Source organism: Burkholderia sp. BE17 (genome assembly GCF_009362305.1).
In the GTDB taxonomy this organism is placed as follows: Bacteria; Pseudomonadota; Gammaproteobacteria; order Burkholderiales; family Burkholderiaceae; genus Burkholderia; species Burkholderia pyrrocinia_C.
The window spans coordinates 128,028-147,895 of record NZ_WHNU01000014.1 but is presented as its reverse complement, the minus strand read 5'-3'; the positions used below and the strand labels follow the sequence as shown (position 1 = coordinate 147,895).

14 protein-coding genes and 2 tRNA genes are annotated in these 19,868 nt (G+C 67.3%); 8 read left to right on the top strand and 8 right to left on the bottom strand.

Features of this window, described 5'->3' with window-relative positions; all coding sequences use genetic code 11:
• Positions 1 to 25: 25 nt before the first annotated feature.
• The 5 genes from clpX (at position 26) to GD429_RS14560 (ending at position 6,373) form a co-directional block, all read left to right on the top strand.
• Positions 26 to 1,297 (top strand): ATP-dependent Clp protease ATP-binding subunit ClpX, encoded by a 1,272-nt coding sequence (gene clpX, locus GD429_RS14580; protein ID WP_006489345.1) that lies wholly within the window; start codon positions 26 to 28, stop codon positions 1,295 to 1,297.
• A gap of 197 nt (positions 1,298 to 1,494) precedes the next feature.
• On the top strand, positions 1,495 to 3,918 hold the full coding sequence (gene lon, locus GD429_RS14575; RefSeq protein WP_152857538.1) for an endopeptidase La: 2,424 nt from the start codon (positions 1,495 to 1,497) through the stop codon (positions 3,916 to 3,918).
• 207 nt (positions 3,919 to 4,125) lie between these two features.
• Positions 4,126 to 4,201, top strand: a tRNA-Val gene (locus tag GD429_RS14570).
• Positions 4,202 to 4,224: 23 nt separating this feature from the next.
• A tRNA-Asp gene (locus tag GD429_RS14565) sits at positions 4,225 to 4,301 on the top strand.
• A gap of 137 nt (positions 4,302 to 4,438) precedes the next feature.
• Positions 4,439 to 6,373, top strand: coding sequence for a SurA N-terminal domain-containing protein (locus GD429_RS14560; protein WP_152857537.1), 1,935 nt, complete (start codon positions 4,439 to 4,441; stop codon positions 6,371 to 6,373).
• Positions 6,374 to 6,448: 75 nt separating this feature from the next.
• Here GD429_RS14560 and GD429_RS14555 read toward each other — a convergent pair whose 3' ends face one another.
• Entirely contained in the window at positions 6,449 to 7,123 is a 675-nt protein-coding gene (locus tag GD429_RS14555) for an arylesterase (RefSeq protein WP_152857536.1), read from the bottom strand.
• Here GD429_RS14555 and GD429_RS14550 point away from each other — a divergent pair.
• Positions 7,122 to 7,835, top strand: a complete 714-nt coding sequence (locus tag GD429_RS14550; RefSeq protein WP_152857535.1) for an ABC transporter ATP-binding protein — start codon at positions 7,122 to 7,124, stop codon at positions 7,833 to 7,835. The genes GD429_RS14555 and GD429_RS14550 overlap by 2 nt on opposite strands.
• A gap of 60 nt (positions 7,836 to 7,895) precedes the next feature.
• On the opposite strand, the gene pgi is transcribed toward GD429_RS14550, so the two are convergent.
• The 3 genes from pgi to GD429_RS14535 all read right to left on the bottom strand — a co-directional run bounded on the left by pgi (position 7,896) and on the right by GD429_RS14535 (position 12,532).
• Entirely contained in the window at positions 7,896 to 9,518 is a 1,623-nt protein-coding gene (gene pgi / locus GD429_RS14545) for a glucose-6-phosphate isomerase (RefSeq protein ID WP_152857534.1), read from the bottom strand.
• A gap of 111 nt (positions 9,519 to 9,629) precedes the next feature.
• Positions 9,630 to 11,177: an NAD(P)H-hydrate dehydratase gene (locus GD429_RS14540; RefSeq protein ID WP_152857533.1), complete on the bottom strand. Its 1,548-nt coding sequence runs from the start codon at positions 11,175 to 11,177 to the stop codon at positions 9,630 to 9,632.
• 53 nt (positions 11,178 to 11,230) lie between these two features.
• Complete coding sequence (locus GD429_RS14535) at positions 11,231 to 12,532, bottom strand: FAD-dependent oxidoreductase (protein WP_152857532.1); 1,302 nt, start codon at positions 12,530 to 12,532, stop codon at positions 11,231 to 11,233.
• Positions 12,533 to 12,860: 328 nt separating this feature from the next.
• Here GD429_RS14535 and purL point away from each other — a divergent pair, with 328 nt between their 5' ends.
• On the top strand, positions 12,861 to 16,925 hold the full coding sequence (purL, locus tag GD429_RS14530) for a phosphoribosylformylglycinamidine synthase (RefSeq protein WP_152857531.1): 4,065 nt from the start codon (positions 12,861 to 12,863) through the stop codon (positions 16,923 to 16,925).
• Between the two features lie 5 nt (positions 16,926 to 16,930).
• Positions 16,931 to 17,476, top strand: coding sequence for a GNAT family N-acetyltransferase (locus tag GD429_RS14525; protein WP_152857530.1), 546 nt, complete (start codon positions 16,931 to 16,933; stop codon positions 17,474 to 17,476).
• 164 nt (positions 17,477 to 17,640) lie between these two features.
• Here GD429_RS14525 and GD429_RS14520 read toward each other — a convergent pair whose 3' ends face one another.
• The 4 genes from GD429_RS14520 to msrB form a co-directional block, all read right to left on the bottom strand.
• Positions 17,641 to 18,423, bottom strand: coding sequence for a peptidylprolyl isomerase (locus GD429_RS14520; protein ID WP_034181200.1), 783 nt, complete (start codon positions 18,421 to 18,423; stop codon positions 17,641 to 17,643).
• 18 nt (positions 18,424 to 18,441) lie between these two features.
• Positions 18,442 to 18,750: a BolA family protein gene (locus GD429_RS14515; protein WP_047900921.1), complete on the bottom strand. Its 309-nt coding sequence runs from the start codon at positions 18,748 to 18,750 to the stop codon at positions 18,442 to 18,444.
• Position 18,751: 1 nt separating this feature from the next.
• Positions 18,752 to 19,282 carry a septation protein A gene (locus tag GD429_RS14510; RefSeq protein WP_069745154.1) on the bottom strand — a complete coding sequence of 177 codons (531 nt, stop codon included), beginning with the start codon at positions 19,280 to 19,282 and terminating at the stop codon, positions 18,752 to 18,754.
• A 142-nt stretch (positions 19,283 to 19,424) separates the two neighbouring features.
• Positions 19,425 to 19,856, bottom strand: coding sequence for a peptide-methionine (R)-S-oxide reductase MsrB (msrB, locus tag GD429_RS14505; protein WP_152857529.1), 432 nt, complete (start codon positions 19,854 to 19,856; stop codon positions 19,425 to 19,427).
• Between the last annotated feature and the right edge of the window lie 12 nt (positions 19,857 to 19,868).

Sequence of the window (19,868 nt, the reverse complement as noted above, 5' to 3'; positions counted from 1 at the left end):
TTACCTGTCCGGAGGCTCTACATTCATGGCGGACAAAAAAGGTTCGAACAGCGAGAAGCTGTTGTATTGCTCGTTTTGCGGAAAGAGCCAGCATGAGGTGAAAAAACTCATCGCGGGCCCGTCGGTGTTCATCTGTGATGAATGTATCGACCTCTGCAACGAAATCATTCGCGACGAGGCGGCTGCCGCCGGCGTCGAGGCCAGCCTGTCCCGGTCGGATCTGCCGAGCCCGCAGGAAATTCGCGACATCCTCGATCAGTACGTGATCGGCCAGGAGCGCGCGAAGAAGATCCTCGCGGTGGCCGTGTACAACCACTACAAACGCCTGAAGCATCTCGACAAGAAGGACGACGTCGAGCTGTCGAAGAGCAACATCCTGCTGATCGGCCCGACGGGCTCCGGCAAGACGCTGCTCGCGCAGACGCTCGCGCGGTTGCTGAACGTGCCGTTCGTGATCGCCGATGCGACGACGCTGACCGAAGCCGGCTACGTCGGCGAGGACGTCGAGAACATCATCCAGAAGCTGTTGCAGAACTGCAACTACGAGGTCGACAAGGCCCAGCGCGGGATCGTCTACATCGACGAAATCGACAAGATCAGCCGCAAGTCGGACAACCCGTCGATCACGCGCGACGTGTCGGGCGAGGGCGTCCAACAGGCGCTGCTGAAGCTCGTCGAGGGCACGATGGCGTCGGTGCCGCCGCAGGGCGGCCGCAAGCACCCGAACCAGGATTTCATCCAGGTCGACACGACCAACATCCTGTTCATCTGCGGCGGCGCGTTCGACGGTCTCGAGAAGGTGATCACCGATCGCACCGAGAAAACCGGTATCGGCTTCGGCGCGACGGTCAAGAGCAAGCAGGAGCGCGACGCGGGCGAAGTGCTGCGCGAAACGGAACCGGAAGACCTGATCAAATTCGGTCTGATCCCCGAATTGATCGGCCGCCTGCCGGTGGTCGCGACGCTCGGCAAGCTCGATGAAGCCGCGCTGATGAAGATCCTGGTCGAGCCGAAGAATGCGCTCGTCAAGCAGTATCACAAGCTGTTCGCGATGGAGCGCGTCGAGCTGGAGATCCGGCCGGGCGCACTGCAGGCAGTCGCCCGCAAGGCGATCCGCCGCAAGACCGGCGCGCGCGGTTTGCGTTCGATCATCGAACAGGCGTTGCTCGACGTGATGTACGAACTGCCGACGATGAAAGGGGTCAGCAAGGTCATCATCGACGAGAACGTCATCGATGGGGACGGCAAGCCTTTGCTGATCTACGAGGACACGCCGAAGGTGGCGGGTTCGAACTGACCGGCTTGCCGACGATGTTCTGCGAAAAAGGCCGTTCATGAGACCGTGGGCGGCTTTTTTTCGTTTATCTTGTGGGTAACTCTGACTCGACACGCGGTGGTTACTTTCTTACCGAATATTTCCCGCACTTGAAGGCTTGCAATTCGTTGTGGCGGCCTCAATTACCGAACAATTGATTCCACTCATGGGGAAATGAAATGTCAGGCACCCAACTTCTCCCGCCGGAACGCATCACGCTCCCGCTGCTGCCGCTGCGGGATGTCGTCGTTTTCCCGCACATGGTGATTCCGCTCTTCGTGGGCCGGCCGAAATCGATCAAGGCCCTCGAAGCAGCGATGGAAGGCGGCAAGCACATCATGCTCGTCGCCCAGAAAACCGCGGCCAAGGACGAACCGACCGAAAAGGACATGTACGAGGTCGGTTGTATCGCCAACATCCTGCAGATGCTGAAGCTGCCGGACGGCACCGTGAAGGTGCTCGTCGAGGGCCTGCAGCGCGCGAAGGCGTTGTCGATCGAAGAACAGGAGACGCAGTTCTCCTGCGACGTGATGCCGCTCGAGCCGGATCATGCCGACAGCGCCGAAACGGAAGCGTTGCGCCGCGCGATCGTGTCGCAGTTCGACCAGTACGTGAAGCTGAACAAGAAGATCCCGCCGGAGATCCTCACGTCGCTGTCGGGCATCGACGAAGCAGGCCGCCTCGCCGACATGATCGCCGAGCGCCTGCCGCTGAAGCTTGACCAGAAGCAGCACATCCTCGAGATGTTCCCGGTCATCGAGCGCCTCGAGCACCTGCTCGCGCAGCTCGAAGCCGAGATCGACATCCTGCAGGTCGAAAAGCGCATCCGCGGGCGCGTGAAGCGCCAGATGGAAAAGAGTCAGCGCGAGTACTACCTGAACGAGCAGGTCAAGGCGATCCAGAAGGAACTGGGCGAAGGCGAAGAGGGTGCCGATCTCGAGGAACTCGAGAAGCGCATCAACGCCGCGCGCATGCCGAAGGAAGCCAAGAAGAAGGCCGATGCCGAGCTGAAGAAGCTGAAGCTGATGTCGCCGATGTCGGCGGAAGCGACCGTCGTGCGCAACTACATCGACACGCTGATCGGCCTGCCGTGGCGCAAGAAGAGCAAGGTCAACAACGACCTGTCGAACGCCGAGCAGGTGCTCGACGAGGATCACTTCGGCCTCGAGAAGGTCAAGGAACGGATTCTCGAGTATCTCGCGGTGCAACAGCGCGTCGACAAGGTCAAGGCACCGATCCTGTGCCTCGTCGGGCCCCCGGGCGTCGGCAAGACCTCGCTCGGCCAGTCGATCGCCCGTGCGACGAACCGCAAGTTCGTCCGGATGGCGCTCGGCGGCGTGCGTGACGAAGCCGAGATCCGCGGCCACCGCCGTACGTATATCGGTTCGATGCCGGGCAAGATCCTGCAGAGCCTCACGAAGGTCGGCGTGCGCAATCCGCTCTTCCTGCTCGACGAAGTCGACAAGATGGGCATGGATTTCCGCGGTGATCCGTCGTCGGCGCTGCTCGAAGTGCTCGATCCCGAACAGAACCACACGTTCGCCGACCACTACATCGAGGTCGACTTCGACCTGTCGGACGTGATGTTCGTCGCGACGTCGAACTCGCTGAACATCCCGCCGCCGCTGCTCGACCGGATGGAAGTGATCCGTCTGTCGGGCTACACGGAAGACGAGAAGGTCAGCATCGCGCAGCGTTACCTGCTGCCGAAGCAGAAGAAGAACAACGGGCTGAAGGAAGGCGAGATCGACGTTGCCGAGCAGGCGATCCGCGACATCATCCGCTACTACACGCGCGAAGCCGGTGTGCGTTCGCTCGAGCGGGAAGTGTCGAAGATCTGCCGCAAGGTCGTGAAGATGCTGCTGCTGAAGAAGGCATCGGGCGCGGTCAAGGTCGATGGCGAAAACCTCGATACATTCCTCGGCGTGCGCAAGTACGACTTCGGCCTCGCGGCGAAGGAAAACCAGGTCGGTCAGGTGACGGGCCTCGCGTGGACGGAAGTCGGCGGCGACCTGCTGACGATCGAAGCCGCGGTGATGCCGGGCAAGGGCAACGTGATCCGCACGGGTTCGCTCGGCGACGTGATGAAGGAGTCGGTCGAGGCGGCGCGTTCGGTCGTGCGCTCGCGGTCGCGTCGTCTGGGCATCAAGGACGAAGCGTTCGAGAAGCAGGACATCCACATCCACGTGCCGGAAGGCGCGACGCCGAAGGACGGTCCGTCCGCCGGCGGTGCGATGACGACCGCGCTGGTGTCGGTGCTGACGGGTATCCCCGTGCGTGCCGATGTCGCGATGACGGGCGAAATCACGTTGCGTGGCGAAGTGCTGCCGATCGGCGGGCTGAAGGAAAAGCTGCTGGCTGCGCATCGCGGCGGCATCAAGCTCGTGCTGATTCCGGAAGAGAACGTGAAGGATCTCGCGGACATTCCGGACAACGTGAAGAACGCGATCGAGATCGTGCCGGTCCGCTGGATCGACAAGGTGCTGGAGCTTGCGCTCGAGCGTTCGCCGACTCCGCTGCCGCCGGAAGAAGAAGCGAAGGCAGCAGCACCGGTAGGCGACGCGGCGAAGGATGCCGGCTCGACGGAAGTCGTCAAGCACTGAGACGCTGAGCGCCGTCGTTGCTGACGGTTGTTCACGAAACCCGCGGCGTGTCCGCGGGTTTTTTTTATGTATGCCGGAATCATGAGCGGGCGTGGCAGAAAAAAAATCGCGTCCGGGCTTGGCAAAATGATCGGGTATGAATTAAACTTGCGGGCTCGCTGGTTGTTGATGCCGAAACGCAGATCGCAGCCAGAACGAATCGGAAACGGGTGCTTAGCTCAGCTGGTAGAGCGGCGCCCTTACAAGGCGTAGGTCGGGGGTTCGAACCCCTCAGCACCCACCAGTTTCCTGATTCAGCCAGACCAAGGAGCGGTAGTTCAGTCGGTTAGAATACCGGCCTGTCACGCCGGGGGTCGCGGGTTCGAGTCCCGTCCGCTCCGCCAGAAAATGAAGAAGCCCGCCTTGTGCGGGCTTTTTCATTTGCGTTTCCGGTTGCGTTCGCTCGCTGCACGTCTGCTTTTCTCCCGTCCCACCCCGTATGTTGTAATATCGGTCGTTTTGTCCAATTTTCCCGTCACGCATGCTCGATTTCTTCCGTAATCACCAGCGCCTGATGATGGCGCTCCTGCTCCTGATCGTGTTGCCGGGGCTGGGTTTCGTCGGGATCCAAGGCTTCCGCGGCTTCTTCGACGACAGTGCGAACGTCGCGGCGGTCAACGGGCACAAGATCACGCGGGTCGAATTCGACGGCGCGTTCCGCCAGCAGATCGACCAGGCGCGCCAGGCGCTCGGTGGGCAGTTCGATATCAAGATGTTCGATACGCCCGAGCATCGCAAGCAGGTGCTCGACGGCCTGATCCAGCAGCGCGTGCTGGCCGATGAGACGCAACGTCTGCACCTGACCGCGTCCGACAATGCGGTACGCGACGCGCTGATGAGCGACCCGATGATCGCGTCGCTGAAGAAGCCCGACGGTTCGATCGACGTCGAGCGTTATGCGCAACTGCTGTCGTTCCAGGGGATGACGCCCGAGCAGTACCAGGAGCGCGTGCGCTACAGCCTCGCGCTGCAGCAGATTCCGGCCAGCATCGTGTCGAGCGCGTTCACGCCGAAGAGCCTCGCGCAACGCCTGTCCGAACTCGCCGCGCAGCAGCGTGAAGTGCAGGCGCTCGTGCTGAAGACGAGCGACTTCGCATCGAAGGTCCAGCCGACCGACGCGCAGCTCGCCGCATACTACGACGCGCACAAGCAGAGCTTCGCGACGCCCGAGACCGCGACGATCCAGTACCTCGTCTATTCGCCGGCCGCGGCCGCTGCAAGCGCGCAGCCGACCGATGCGGACGTCAAGAAGTTCTACGACGACAACCCGACGCACTTCCGCACCGAAGCGCAGGTGCGCGTGAGCCACATCTTCATCGCCGCGGCAAGCAGCGCAAGCGCGGCCGACAAGGCGGCCGCGAAGACGAAGGCCGAGCAACTGCTCGCCGACGTGAAGACACATCCGGACCAGTTCGCGCAGATCGCGCAGAAGGGCTCGCAGGACGCGCCGTCGGCCGCGAAGGGCGGCGACCTCGGCTTCATCACGCGCGGCTCGACGGCGGGCGGCAAGGCATTCGACGATGCCGCGTTCGCGCTCAAGCAGGGCGACGTGAGCGGTGTCGTGCAGTCGGATCTCGGCTTCCACATCCTGAAGGCGACCGAAGTGAAGCCGGCGGCCGTCAAGCCGTTCGCGGAAGTGAAGGACCAGATCGCGACCGACCTGAAGCAGCAGTACGCATCGAAGGCGTTCACGGACAACGCGGAAGGCTTCACGTCGACCGTCTACGAAAAGGCGAAGACGCTGCAACCGGCCGCGGACAAGTACAAGCTGACGATCCAGACGGCCACCGTCACGCCGACGCCGAATCCGCAACTGCCGCCGACGAGCCCGCTGAACAATCCGAAGTTCCTGGCCGCCGTGTTCGCGAACGACTCGGTGAAGAACCAGAACAACACGCAGGCGATCGACGTCGGCAACAACACGCTGATCTCGGCGCGCGTAACCGACTACAAGCCGGCCGCCGTGCCCGCGCTCGACGCGGTCAAGGACGTCGTGCGCCAGAAGGTCGTCGCCGAGCAGGCCGCGGAACTCGCGAAGAAGGACGGTGCGGCGAAGCTCGCCGAGCTGCAGAAGTCCAAGTCGACCGACGGGTTCGCGGCCGTGCAGAAGGTGTCGCGCACGCAGTCGCAGGGCTTCACGCCGGCCGCGCTGAGCGCCGTCTACAAGGTCGATGCGAAGACGCTGCCGGCCTACGTCGGTGTCGATCTCGGCGCGGACGGCTACGCGATCTACCGCGTGAACGCGGTGATCCCGGGCACGGCCGTCGATCCGCAGCAACTGGCGGCCGCGCAGCAGCAGATGGCGCAGGTCGACGCGCAAAGCGAAGGCGAAGCGTATCTTGCCGCGCTGCGTGATCGCTCGAAAGTGAAGCAGTACGGGACGACGACCAGCCAGTCGCAGGACGGCGGCAACTGAGCATCGTTTCGTACGCAACGACAAAAAGCCCCGCTTCGAGCGGGGCTTTTTGTTTTCCGGCGGGGCGGTATGTCGTCAGCCGCGCGGCTGGCCGAGCAGCGGCTTCAGTGCCGGCCACACGTTGTCGAGCAGAATGCCCTGCGCCTGCTGCGCGGGATGCATCTGGTCGGCCTGGAACATCTCGGGCTTGTTCTCGATGCCGGCCAGCAGGAACGGCACGAGCGGCACGCCGAGATCCTTCGACAGCCGCGTATAGACGGCATGGAACTTCTGCGTGTAGTCGGGGCCGTAATTGGGCGGCACGTACATGCCGACCAGCACGACCTTTGCCTGTGCGTGCCGTGCGCCGGCGATGATGTCGCGCAGGTTCTGCTCGGTCGTCGCGAGCGGCACGCCGCGCAGCGCATCGTTCGAACCGAGCTCGACGACGACGATCGAAGGCTTGAGCCGCTGCAGCACCGCGGGCAGCCGCGCGCGGCCGCCGCTCGTGGTGTCGCCGCTGACGCTGGCGTTCGCGACGCTATAATCGATTCGCTCGGTGGTGAGCCGCTGCCGCAGCAGCGCAACCCAGCCCGTGTCGCGCGGCAGCCCGTATTCGGCCGACAGGCTGTCGCCGAGCACGACGATCACCGGCTGGCCCGATGTCGGGGCCGGCGCCGTCGCGGTGCGTGCGGGCGCGCTTGCGGCCAGCAGCGTGCCCAGCAGCGCGGCGAGCGCCGCGCGTCTTTTCCAGCGAAATGTCGTGTCCATGTTCAAGATTACCGATCCGATCATCGAAGTCCATGACGTATGCAAGCGGGTCGCCGACGCAACGGGCGAGCTGACGATCCTCGACGGCATCACGCTCGCCGTGCGGCCGGGCAGCAGCCTCGCGATCGTCGGCGCGTCGGGGTCGGGCAAGTCGACATTGCTCGGCCTGCTTGCGGGGTTGGACAGCGCGACGAGCGGCACGGTTCGCCTGCTCGGCCGTGCGCTCGACCAGCTCGACGAGGACGAGCGCGCCGCGCTGCGCAACGGCGCAGTCGGGTTCGTATTCCAGTCGTTCCAGTTGATGCCGCACCTGACGGCGCTCGAGAACGTGATGCTGCCGCTCGAACTGCGGGGCGGCATCAGCGCGCGCGATGCGGCCGATCGCGCACGGGCGCTACTCATGCAGGTCGGCCTCGGCGAACGCACCGCGCATTATCCGAAGCTGCTGTCGGGTGGCGAGCAGCAGCGCGTCGCGCTTGCGCGCGCGTTCGTCACGCGCCCGGCGATCCTGTTTGCCGACGAGCCGACCGGCAGCCTCGACGCGGCGACGGGCCACGCGGTCATCGACCTGATGTTCGAACTGAACCGCACGCACGGCGCAACGCTCGTGCTCGTCACGCACGATGCGGAACTCGCGCGCCGCTGCGCGACGACCGTGACGCTCGACACCGGACGCATTGTCGAGCCGCGCGCGGCGCAGCGCGGCGCCTGAATTTTCCTGCCAGCCGCGCGGGGCGCACTGCGCGGCCGGCGTGCGCATGACGCCGTCGCGTCAGCGCTTGAGCGCCGCGCGGGCGCGTTCGATCAGCGCCGTGGTCGACGAGTCGTGCTTCGCGGGATCGACCGACTCGGCCGACAGGTCGGCTTCGACGACCTTGCCGAGAATCTTGCCGAGCTCGACTCCCCACTGGTCGAACGGATTGATGTCCCACACCGTCGCCTGCACGAGCACCTTGTGCTCGTAAAGCGCGATCAGCGCGCCGAGCGTGCGCGGCGTCAGCGCATCGACGAGCAGCGTCGTCGTCGGGCGGTTGCCGGGGAACGTCAGGTGCGGCGCGAGCGCTTCCTTGCCGGGCCCGGCGACCTTGCGCGCTTCGTCGAGCGTGCGGCCGAGCATCAGCGCCTCGCTCTGCGCGAAGCAGTTCGCGAGCAGCTTCGGATGATGGCTCGCGAGCGGATGCTCGGGCGTCAGCACCGCGATGAAGTCGATCGGCACGATCGTCGGCCCCTGGTGCAGCATCTGGAAGAACGCGTGCTGACCGTTGGTGCCCGGCTCGCCCCACGTGACGGCCGACGTCGGGTAATCGACGAAGGTGCCGTCCAGGCGCGCGGATTTGCCGTTGCTCTCCATTTCGAGCTGCTGCAGGTACGACGGCAGGTAGTGCAGCGCTTCCGAATACGGCGCGACGAGATAGCTCTGCGAGCCGAAGAAATTCCGATACCAGATGCCGATCAGGCCGAGCAGCACCGGCAGGTTGCGTTCGAGCGGCGCTTCGCGGAAATGGCGGTCCATGTCGTTCGCGCCGGCCAGCAGTTCGTCGAACTGCTCGGGGCCGATCGCGATCATGATCGACAGGCCGACCGCCGACCACAGCGAATAGCGCCCGCCGACCCAGTCCCACATTTCGAACACGTTGTCCGCGGCGATGCCGAACTTCACGACTTCGGCCGGGTTCGCCGACACGCCGACGAAGTGCTTCGCGAGCGCGTCCTCGGGGCAGCCGCGCGCGACGAACCAGTCACGCAGCGAGCGTGCGTTCGTCATCGTCTCGAGCGTCGTGAAGGTCTTCGACACGATGATCGCGAGCGTTTCCTCGGGATCGACCTGTTCGAGCACGCGCGCGAGATCGGCGCCGTCGACGTTCGACACGAAGTGGGTCGAGATGTCGGGCGTCGCGACGTGATGCAGCGCATGCACGACCATCTTCGGCCCGAGATCGGAGCCGCCGATGCCGATGTTGATCACATGGCGGATGCGCTTGCCCGTGTAGCCCGTCCACGTGCCGCTGCGCACGGCGCGCGCGAAGGTCGCCATCTTCGCGCGCTCGGCGCTCACCTGCGCGTGGAACGGCGCTTGCGGGTCGGTCGCGCGCAACGCGGTGTGCAGCGCGGCGCGGCCTTCGGTCGGGTTGACGATCTCACCCGCGAACATCGCGTCGCGGCGCGTCTCGACGCCCGCATCGCGCGCGAGCTGCACGAGCAGGCGCAGCGTTTCGTCGTTGATGCGGTTCTTCGAGAAATCGGCCGCGAGACCGGCGCCCGGGATCGTGAAGCGTTCGGCGCGGGTCGGCGCGCGGTCGTTTTCCGGCGCGAACCAGTCGCGCAGCCGGGCGTGGCGGATCTGTTCGAAGTGGGATTGAAGGGCAGTCCAGGCGGGGAGCGAATTCAGCGTCATGGCGGTTCGAGTGAAGCGTGAATCGGGAGGAATGCCGCGCCGGCTCATCGGGATCGGGAGGCCGGCGGACGAGAGGGCCCGCCGTGCGGCGGGGCAGTCAGTATAGCGGCGTTATGTGCCGGCGCGCGGCGACGGATAAAAAAGGCGATTGATCAGCGTGCGCACCATCGGTGCGATTTCGCCGGCCGTGAGCCCGGCCGGGCCGGTGCCGTGCGCGGTCAGCGTATCGGCCGCGAGGCCGTGCAGGTAGACGCCCGCGAGCGCCGCTTCGACCGGCGTGACGCGCTGCGCGAGCAGCGCGCCGATCAGGCCGCCGAGCACGTCGCCGGTGCCGCCGGTGGCGAGCGCCGCGTTGCCGGTCGGATTGATCGTCACGCGGCCGTCGGGTGCCGCAATCACCGTGCCCGAGCCTTTCAGCACGACGACGGCTGCATGGCGCGCGGCGAGCGCCTGCGCGGCAGCGACGCGGTCGCGCTGCACCGTCGCCGTGTCGCTGCCGAGCAGCCGCGCGGCCTCGAGCGGGTGTGGGGTCAGCACGCAGGGATTGCCGCGCGCGCCGCGCGTGGCGACGGCGGCCGCGAGGTCCGCGTGCGTCGCGACGAGGTTCAGCGCGTCGGCATCGAGCAGCGTCGCGGCGTCGTGGGCGAGCACGTCGCGCACGAGCGTTGCCGCGGCCTCGCGCGTGCCGAGGCCGCAGCCGGCCGCGATCGCGGTCATCGCGCCGAGGTCGAGTCCGTCGACCGGATGCAGCATCAGTTCGGGGAACGGCGGGTCGTACGGCGGCGCGCCGGCGCCGAGGAAGCCGACGTGCACCTTGCCGGCGCCGGCGAACAGCGCGGCGCGCGCGGCCAGGATCGGCGCGCCGCACATGCCGGTGTCGCCGCCGAGCACCGCGAGGCTGCCGAAGGTGCCCTTGTGGGACGCGAACGCGCGCGCGGGCAGCGCCGCGGCGAATCGCGCGGGCGCATTCAGCACGATGGTCGGCGCGGCGGGCGGCGCGACGTCGAGCGACGCGACGTCGATCTCGCCGGCGAGGTCGCGGCCGTCGCCCGTGTAGAGGCCCGGCTTCGCGCCGATGAAGGTGAGCGTATCCGTGGCCGCAACGGCGACGCCCTCGCCGACGATCCGGCCCGTATCGCTGTCAAGCCCGCTCGGCACGTCGAGTGCGAGCACACGACCGCCGCGCCGTGCATGCGCGGCAATGCGCGCGGCCTGCTCGGCGAACGCGCCGTCGAGCGCGCGGCCGAGACCGATGCCGAACAGTCCGTCGACGACCCAGGCGTAACCGTCCAGCGACGCGGGCGGCGTGGCCGACAGCGGGACGCCGGCCGCGCGCGCGAGGCCGAGTGCCCATTGCGCGTCGTCCGGCTTGACCGGCACCGGCATCCACGCCTGCGTCGCGACGCCGAGTTGCTGGAGCTGCGCGGCGGCAATCAGCGCGTCGCCGCCGTTGTTGCCGGGGCCGACCGCGAACCACACGGGGCGGTCGTCGCCGGCGATGCGCTCGGACAGCCAGCGCGCGGCGGCGGCGCCAGCGCGGCCCATCAGCGTGTGCGGCGGCAGCGCCGCGGCTGCGTCGGCTTCGGCCGCGCGCAAGTCGGCGACGCGCAGCAGGGCGATCGGATCGGAATCGGGGAGCGGGTGGGTAGCGGTAGTCATCGCGGGATCGTGGCGGCTGGCAAGGATGCGGCCACGGGACGGTCCCGCGGCGGTCAGGTCGTGAAGCGCCCGGCGCGCAGTGCGGCGAGCGTGTCGGCGGGCCAGTGCTGCACGTCGCCGCCCAGGTAGTCGGCCACCACTTTAGCAGACCCGCACGCGAGCCCCCAGCCGGTCGGGCCGTGCCCGAAATTGACGAACACGCGCGGATGCGGGGTCGGACCCACGACGGGTAGACCGTCCGGCGACAGCAGTTGCGTGCCTTGCCACGACAGCGCGGCCGAGATCCTGGCGGCACCGGGCACCCAGTCGTGGACGGCCTGGCCGAGCAGCGCGAGCGCGGCCTCGGACAGCGGCTCGGCAAGCGGCTTCGCGGTGTCGGTCAGGCTCTGCAGCACGGCGCCGCCGCCGATGCGCAGCCGCTGATGGGTGCGCGTGATCGAGATGCGCTTGATCGAATCGACGACGCTCAGGTGCGGCGCATGCTCCTCATACGCGACCGGCGCGGTGAGCGTGTGGACCCGCACCGGGTGCAGCGGCAGGCGCCAGCCGAGCCGGTCGAGCAGCGGCAGGCTGCCGGCGCCGGCGGCGATCACGATCGTGTCGGCGGAAATCACGTCGACCTCGCGCGCCTTCACCCCGTTTGGGTGGCCGGACGGTACGAGTTCTACGGCGGTGCGGCCGGTGTCGACGCGGATCGCGGCGACGTCCGCGCCGAAGCGGAACTGCACGCCGTGCTCGTCGAGCGTCTGCTTGACCAGTTTCGCGAACAGCGGGCAGTTCCCGGTGCGCTCGGTCTCGAGCAGCACGCCGCCGGCGAAGCCGGGCTCGGCCGGCACCGACGGTTCGAGCGCCGCGCATTCTTCGGCGCTCAACGTGCGGTACGGCTGGTCGAGCGTGCGCAGCAGGTCGAGCGCGGGCTGCATCGCTTCCCAGTCGCGCGGATCGCGCACCACGTGCAGGATGCCGGGCTTCTGTTCGAATTCGAGTTCGAGGCGGGCCTCGATGTCGGCGAGCGTGTCGCGCGACGCGTCGATCAGCGGGCGCAGCAGCGCGTACTGCGCGGCGAACGCATCGGGCTCGCGCAGCGCGCCGAGCTGCTTGACGAAGCGGCGCACACCGCCGTTGAAGCCCGGCTTGTAGACGATGCCGCTGTCGCGCGGCTGGCGCTGGCGCATGAAGGTCGGGCCGAACCAGACGTCGAGCGGGCTCGGCAGCAGCGCGCCGCCGTCGCCGTAGGTCGCGCCCTGCGCGACGGTCGCGTGGCGTTCGACCACGCACACGCGATGGCCGGCCGCGCGCAACTGGTAGGCGGTGGCGACGCCGCTGATTCCGCCGCCGATGACGATGACATCCATGGATTGCTTCGATGACGGGTGGCGCGCACGCCGCCCGGTGAGAATTTGCTGAGGGCTCCGGCCCGGTGAACCCGGAATGATAGCGCCAAAATCGCGGGAGCCGGCGTCGGGCGAGCGAGTACCGTGCGGCGCCGCCGCGGCCGCCGGCTGCCGCGCCCGCGCGGGCCGGCCCGGCGGGCGGCCGTGCACGGCGCGCGCCGCGGCACCGATGCGGTGCACGCGGACTACCGATCGGCCGGTTTGGGGCGACCGACTTCCGGGTATAATTACGGCCTTCCTTTCGCCCCACGTCGCCACCTCGCGCGACTCATCGACGTCAGTCCAGCCCATGGCTCACTTCTCGTGTTTTCCCGGCGCTTCGGCCCTCTCCGATTTCCGTCAAACCCGTCTGCTCGACACGCTCAGGCAAATCGACGCCAACATCGTCGCGGTGCGCGGCCAGTTCCTGCACTTCGTCAATGCGGCCGAGCCGCTGTCGGCCGACGACAGCGCGCGCATCGACGCGCTGATGCACTATGGCGCGCCGTTCGAGCCGGCCGCCGAGAAGGGCGCGGCCGAGACCTTCGTCGTGCTGCCGCGCTTCGGCACGGTCTCGCCGTGGGCGAGCAAGGCGACCGACATCGCGCAGCACTGCGGCCTCACGCAGGTGCGCCGCATCGAGCGCGGCGTCGAATTCACGGTCACGCTGAAGTCGGGCCTGCTCGGCGGCAAGAAGGTGCTGTCCGACGACGCGCGTGCAGCCGTCGCCGCTGCGCTGCATGACCGGATGACCGAAAGCGTGGTTGCCGCGCGCGACGACGCGAAGCACCTGTTCGACGAACTGCCGGCCAAGCCGCTCGCGAGCGTCGACGTGCTGGGCGTCGGCCGCGGCGCGCTCGAGCGCGCGAACGTCGAGCTGGGCCTCGCGCTCGCCGACGACGAGATCGACTACCTGGTCGACGCATTCCGCAAGCTCGAACGCAATCCGACCGACGTCGAACTGATGATGTTCGCGCAGGCGAACAGCGAGCACTGCCGCCACAAGATCTTCAACGCGCAGTGGACGATCGACGGCGAAGCGCAGGACATGTCGCTGTTCGCGATGATCCGCAACACCGAGAAGCTGAACCCGCAGGGCACGATCGTCGCGTATTCCGACAACTCGTCGATCATGGTCGGCGCCGAGGCCGAGCGCTGGTTCCCGCGCAACGCGGGCGCGGCCGGCGAGCCCGGCGAGCGTTATGGCCGCCACACCGAGCTCACGCACACGCTGATGAAGGTCGAGACGCACAACCACCCGACGGCGATCTCGCCGTTCCCGGGTGCGGCGACCGGCGCGGGCGGCGAGATCCGCGACGAAGGCGCGACGGGCCGCGGTGCGCGTCCGAAGGCCGGCCTCACGGGCTTCACCGTGTCGAACCTCGACCTGCCCGATGCACGCCAGTCGTGGGAAAACGCGCGCGACGCGGCGCAGCCGGTCGGCGAGCGCAACCCGAACGATGCGCCCGGCCCGTACGGTCGCCCGGACCGCATCGCGTCGCCGCTGCAGATCATGATCGACGGCCCGCTCGGCGGCGCCGCGTTCAACAACGAATTCGGCCGCCCGAACCTCGGCGGCTACTTCCGCGTGTACGAGCAGAACGTCGGCGGGAAGGTGCACGGCTATCACAAGCCGATCATGATCGCGGGCGGCCTCGGCAACATCGCGGATCAACACACGCACAAGCACGACGTGCCGGCCGGCTCCCTGCTGATCCAGATCGGCGGCCCCGGCATGCGGATCGGCATGGGCGGCGGCGCGGCGAGCTCGATGGCGACCGGCGCGAACACGGCCGAACTCGACTTCGACTCGGTGCAGCGCGGCAACCCCGAAATCGAGCGTCGCGCGCAGGAAGTGATCAACGGCTGCTGGCAGCTCGGCGCGGAAAACCCGATCCTGAGCATCCACGACGTCGGCGCGGGCGGCCTGTCGAACGCGTTCCCCGAGATCGTCGACGGCGCGGGCAAGGGCGCGCGCTTCGAACTGCGCAAGGTCGCGCTCGAGGAATCGGGCCTGTCGCCGCGCGAGATCTGGTCGAACGAAGCGCAGGAGCGCTACGTGCTCGCGATCGCGCCGGCCGACCTGCCGCGCTTCGAGGCGATCTGCGCGCGCGAGCGCTGCCCGTTCGCGGTGGTCGGCGTTGCAACCGACGAGCGCCAGCTGCAACTCGTCGACGCCGAAGCGACGGGTGCCGACGAATACCCGGTCGACATGCCGATGGAAGTGCTGCTCGGCAAGCCGCCGCGCATGCACCGCGACGTCGCACGCGTGGCGACCGAGCGCGCGCCGGTCGACGTGACGGGCATCGCGCTGTCGGAAGTCGCGGTCGACGTGCTGAAGCACCCGACGGTCGGCAGCAAGTCGTTCCTGATCACGATCGGCGACCGTTCGGTCGGCGGCACGTCGGTGCGCGACCAGATGGTCGGCCCGTGGCAGGTGCCGGTGGCCGACTGCGCGGTCACCGCGCTCGACTATGCGGGCTTCAAGGGCGAGGCGATGACGATGGCCGAACGCACGCCGCTCGCGGTGATCGACGCGCCGGCATCCGGCCGCATGGCCGTCGGCGAAGCGATCACGAACATCGCGAGCGCGCCGATCGCGTCGCTCGACAAGCTGAAGCTGTCGGCGAACTGGATGGCCGCGTGCGGCACGGCCGGCGAGGACGCCGCGCTGTTCGACACGGTCAAGGCGATCGGCATGGAGCTGTGCCCGGCGCTCGGGATCGGCATCCCGGTCGGCAAGGACTCGCTGTCGATGAAGACGAAGTGGGACGAGCAGGGCGTCGCGAAGGAAGTTGTCTCGCCGGTGTCGCTGATCATCTCCGCGTTCGCGCCGGTCGAGGACGTGCGGCTCCACCTGACGCCGCAACTGCGCCGCGTCGCCGACGCGGGCGACAGCGTGCTGATCGCGATCGATCTCGGCCGCGGCAAGAACCGGATGGGCGGCAGCATCTTCGCGCAGGTCACGCAGCAGGTCGGCGACACGACGCCGGACGTCGACGATGCGGAAGACCTGAAGCGCTTCTTCAACGCGATCCAGTCGCTCAATGCGCAGGGCAAGCTGCTCGCGTACCACGACCGCTCGGACGGCGGCCTGTGGGCGACGGTGTGCGAAATGGCGTTCGCGGGCCACGCGGGCGTGTCGCTGAACGTCGACATGCTGACGCTCGACCCGCATCACGAATCCGACTACGGCGACGCGAAGGACTGGGCGAAGCAGACGAGCGGCCGCCGCGACGATCGCACGCTGCGCGCGCTGTTCTCCGAGGAGCTCGGCGCCGTCGTGCAGGTGCGCACGGCCGACCGCGACGCGGTGCTCGGCGCGCTGCGCGAATTCGGCCTGTCGACGTGCTCGCACGTGATCGGCTCGGTCAACGACCGCGACGTGATCGAGGTGTACCGCGACGCGAAGAAGATCTTCGACGCGCCGCGCACCGAACTCCATCGCGCATGGGGCGAAGTGAGCTGGCGTATCGCGCGCCTGCGCGACAACCCCGCATGCGCGGATGCCGAATACGACGCGCTGCTCGACGCGGCCGATCCGGGCATCACACCGGTGCTGAGCTTCGATCCGGCCGACGACATCGCCGCGCCGTTCATCGCGACCGGCGCGCGACCGCGCGTCGCGATCCTGCGCGAGCAGGGCGTGAACTCGCATCTGGAAACGGCCTACGCGTTCGACCGCGCGGGCTTCGACGCGCACGACGTGCACATGAGCGACCTGCTCGCGGGCCGCGCGACGCTCGCCGATTTCGCGGGTGCGGTCGCGTGCGGCGGCTTCTCGTACGGCGACGTGCTCGGTGCGGGCGAAGGCTGGGCGAAGACGATCCGTTTCAACGCGAACCTCGCCGACATGTTCTCGGCGTTCTTCGCGCGTCCCGACACGTTCGCGCTCGGCATCTGCAACGGCTGCCAGATGCTGTCGAGCCTCGCGTCGATGATTCCGGGCGCCGAAGCATGGCCGAAGTTCACGCGCAACAAGTCCGAGCAGTTCGAGGCGCGCTTCTCGTTCGTCGAAGTGGAGAAGTCGCCGTCGATCTTCTTCGCGGGGATGGAAGGCTCGCGGATTCCGGTCGCGGTCGCGCACGGCGAAGGTTATGCGGACTTCTCGCAGCAGGGCGACATCGACCGCGTTGCAGTCGCGATGCGTTTCGTCGACCACCGCGGCGAAGCGACCGAGCGCTATCCGTTCAACCCGAACGGCTCGCCGGCCGGCATCACGTCGGTGACGACGGCCGACGGTCGCTTCTCGGTGCTGATGCCGCACATGGAGCGCGTGCACCGTACGGTCGCGATGAGCTGGCACCCGGAAGGCTGGGGTGAAGCGAGCCCGTGGATGCGTGTGTTCCGCAACGCGCGCCGCTGGATCGGCTGATCCGGATGATGTTCGCCCCGAACGCGCCGGTCGAGGTCGTCACGCTGCGCGACGAGCGCGCGAGCGAGGTCGATGCGATCGGTCGCGTGATTGGCGCGGCGTTCGCGGGCGAACCGCAGGGCGGGCAGTTCGAGCGGCGGATCGTCGACGCGCTGCGCGCGGACGGCGCGCTGAGCGTGTCGCTCGTCGCGGAGCGTGACGGCCGCATCATCGGCCACGTCGCGTTCTCGCCGGTCGCGATCGGTGGTGAGCCGGCGGATCGGCAGCAATGGTACGGGCTTGCGCCGCTCGCGGTGCTGCCCGACTGCCAGCGGCAGAGCATCGGCGCGGGGCTCGTGCGCGCGGGGCTCGATGCGTTGCGCCGGCTCGGCGCGCGCGGCTGCGTCGTGCTCGGCGATCCCGCGTACTACGCGCGCTTCGGGTTCGAGCCGTCCGGCCGCATCGCGTTTCCCGGCGTGCCGCCCGAGTATTTCCTCGCGCTGTCGTTCGACGCAGCGGCGCCGCTGCCGTCGGGCGAAGTGCGCTATCACGACGTGTTCCATCCCGCGTAGCGAACGCTGCGGCGCGGGTGATGTCCGGCACGAGAGGCCGCTCTTCGGAGCGGTCTTTTTATCGCGCGTCGACAGACTGCCGGAGCCTCACGATGCGTGCGATCCCGCGCGCCAAATGAAAAAGCCGCTCCGAAGAGCGGCTTTTCGATGCACGGGCGCCTGCGTTACTGGATCTTTGCCTGCTGGCGCAGACCTTCCTCGAACGCCTGCAGCTTCTGCTGCACGAGCTGTTGCGCGATCTGCGCCTTTACCTGGTCGAACGGCGGCGGCGCGATGTCGCGGATGTCGTCGACGCGGATGATGTGCCAGCCGAACTGCGTCTTCACCGGCGCGTCGGTCATCTGGCCTTTCTGCAGCTTCTGCGCGGCCGCCGAGAATTCCGGCACGTACGCCTTCGGGTCGGACCAGTCGAGGTCGCCGCCGTTCTTGCCCGAGCCCGGATCCTTCGAGTATTGCTTCGCGAGATCCTCGAACTTCGCGCCGGCCTTGATCTTCGCGATCAGGTCCTTGGCCTGCTGCTCGTTGTCGACGAGGATGTGGTGCAGGTGATATTCGCGGTTGCCGCCGGCGCCCTTGACGAGTTCGTCGTAGCGCGCCTTCACTTCGGCGTCGGTCGGCTGGTTCTTCTTCAGGAAGCTCTCGATCATCGAGCGCAGCACGACGGTCTGCTGCGCGACGGCGACCTGCGCCTTCACGTCCGGACGGTTCGGGATGCCTTCGCGGATCGCTTCCTGCATCAGGATTTCGCGGTTCACGAGTTCCTGGCGCACGGCCTGCTGCAGTTGCGGGCTGTCGGTCTGGCCTTGCTGGACGAGTTGCGCGACCATCGCGTCGGCGCGCGACTTCGGAATCGGCGTGCCGTTCACGACGGCGATGTTCTGGGCGAATGCCGGTGCCGCTGCGAATGCAGCCGCCGCGACCCACAGGCGAGGGGATTTCAGGATCATCGGGAATTCCTAATGAGACTAGATTGAAGATTCGTTGAATTCTTCGGGCGTGTAAGCCACGATCGCGAGCGCGTGAATGCCGCGCTGCATCGCATCAGCGAGCGCATCATACACCAGCCGGTGCCGTGCGACGCGCGGCTTGCCCGCGAATGCGGCCGACACGATCGTGACCGTGTAGTGGCCGCCGGAGGCCGCGCCGGCGTGGCCCGCGTGCTGCGCGCTGTCGTCGCGCACGGCGAGCGACACGGGTGCGAGCGACGCGGTGAGGCGCGCTTCGATCAGCGCGATGCGTTCGTCGGGCGACGCGTGGAGAAAGGCGTCCGTCATGTCATTCGTCCTTCAGGTATTTCGTGAGCCACAGGCTCTGCAGGATGATGAACACGACCATCGCACCCGTCGTGCCGAACAGCTTGAAGTTCACCCATTGCGATTCGGTGAAGTTGTGCACCACGTACAGGTTCGCGACGCCGAGCACCGCGAAGAACAGCGCCCATGCGACGTTCAGCTTGTCCCACACGGGGTGCGGCAGCGTGAGCTGCTTGCCCATCATCTTCTCGATCAGGTTGTTGCCGAACGCATAACGCGCGGCAAGCAGCCCGACCGCAAACAGCCAATACAGCACAGTCGGTTTCCATTGAATGAATTTCTCGTCATGCAGGACGAGGGTGGCGCCGCCGAAGACGACGATCACGCCGAGGCTGACCCACAGCATCGTGTCGACCTTCCGGTGCCGGAAGGCGACCCACGCGACCTGGGCCAGCGTCGCGACGATCGCGACGGCGGTTGCGGTGAAGATGCCCCAGACCTTGAAGGCGGCAAAAAACAGGATGATCGGAAACAGATCGAACAGGAATTTCATGGCGCTCGCAGCTGCGTGAAAGGCCGCTTGCGCGGCCTTTCACCGTTGTAGGGACCCGCCAGGCACCGCCGTTGCGGATCGGGACGGCCAGCCCGAGGGTAGCCGCGCGGCGAGGTCGCCCCGCCGATCCGCCCGGCGCCGCTCATTCGTTTTCGGGTCGGGACTCGAAGTTTAACGCAGCCGAATTGATGCAGTACCGCAAACCGGTCTTGTCGCGCGGGCCGTCCTCGAAGACGTGGCCGAGATGCGCGCCGCAATTGTTGCAGCGGACCTCGACGCGCACCATGCCGTGCGAGTAGTCGACCTTCTCGTCGATCACCTCGCCGTTGAGCGGCTTGAAGTAGCTGGGCCAGCCGCAGCCCGAGTGGAACTTGGAACCGGATTCGAACAGCGGCGTGCTGCAGACGATGCACTTGTAGATGCCGGCGTCTTCGGTGTCGGTGTATTCGCCGGTGAATGCGCGCTCGGTCGCCGCATGCTGCGTGACCTCGTACTGCATCGGCGTGAGCCGGCGGCGCAGTTCGGCGTCGTCCTTCTCGTACGGGAAGGTCTTGTCGTCGGAATCGTGGGACATATGGGGTTCTCC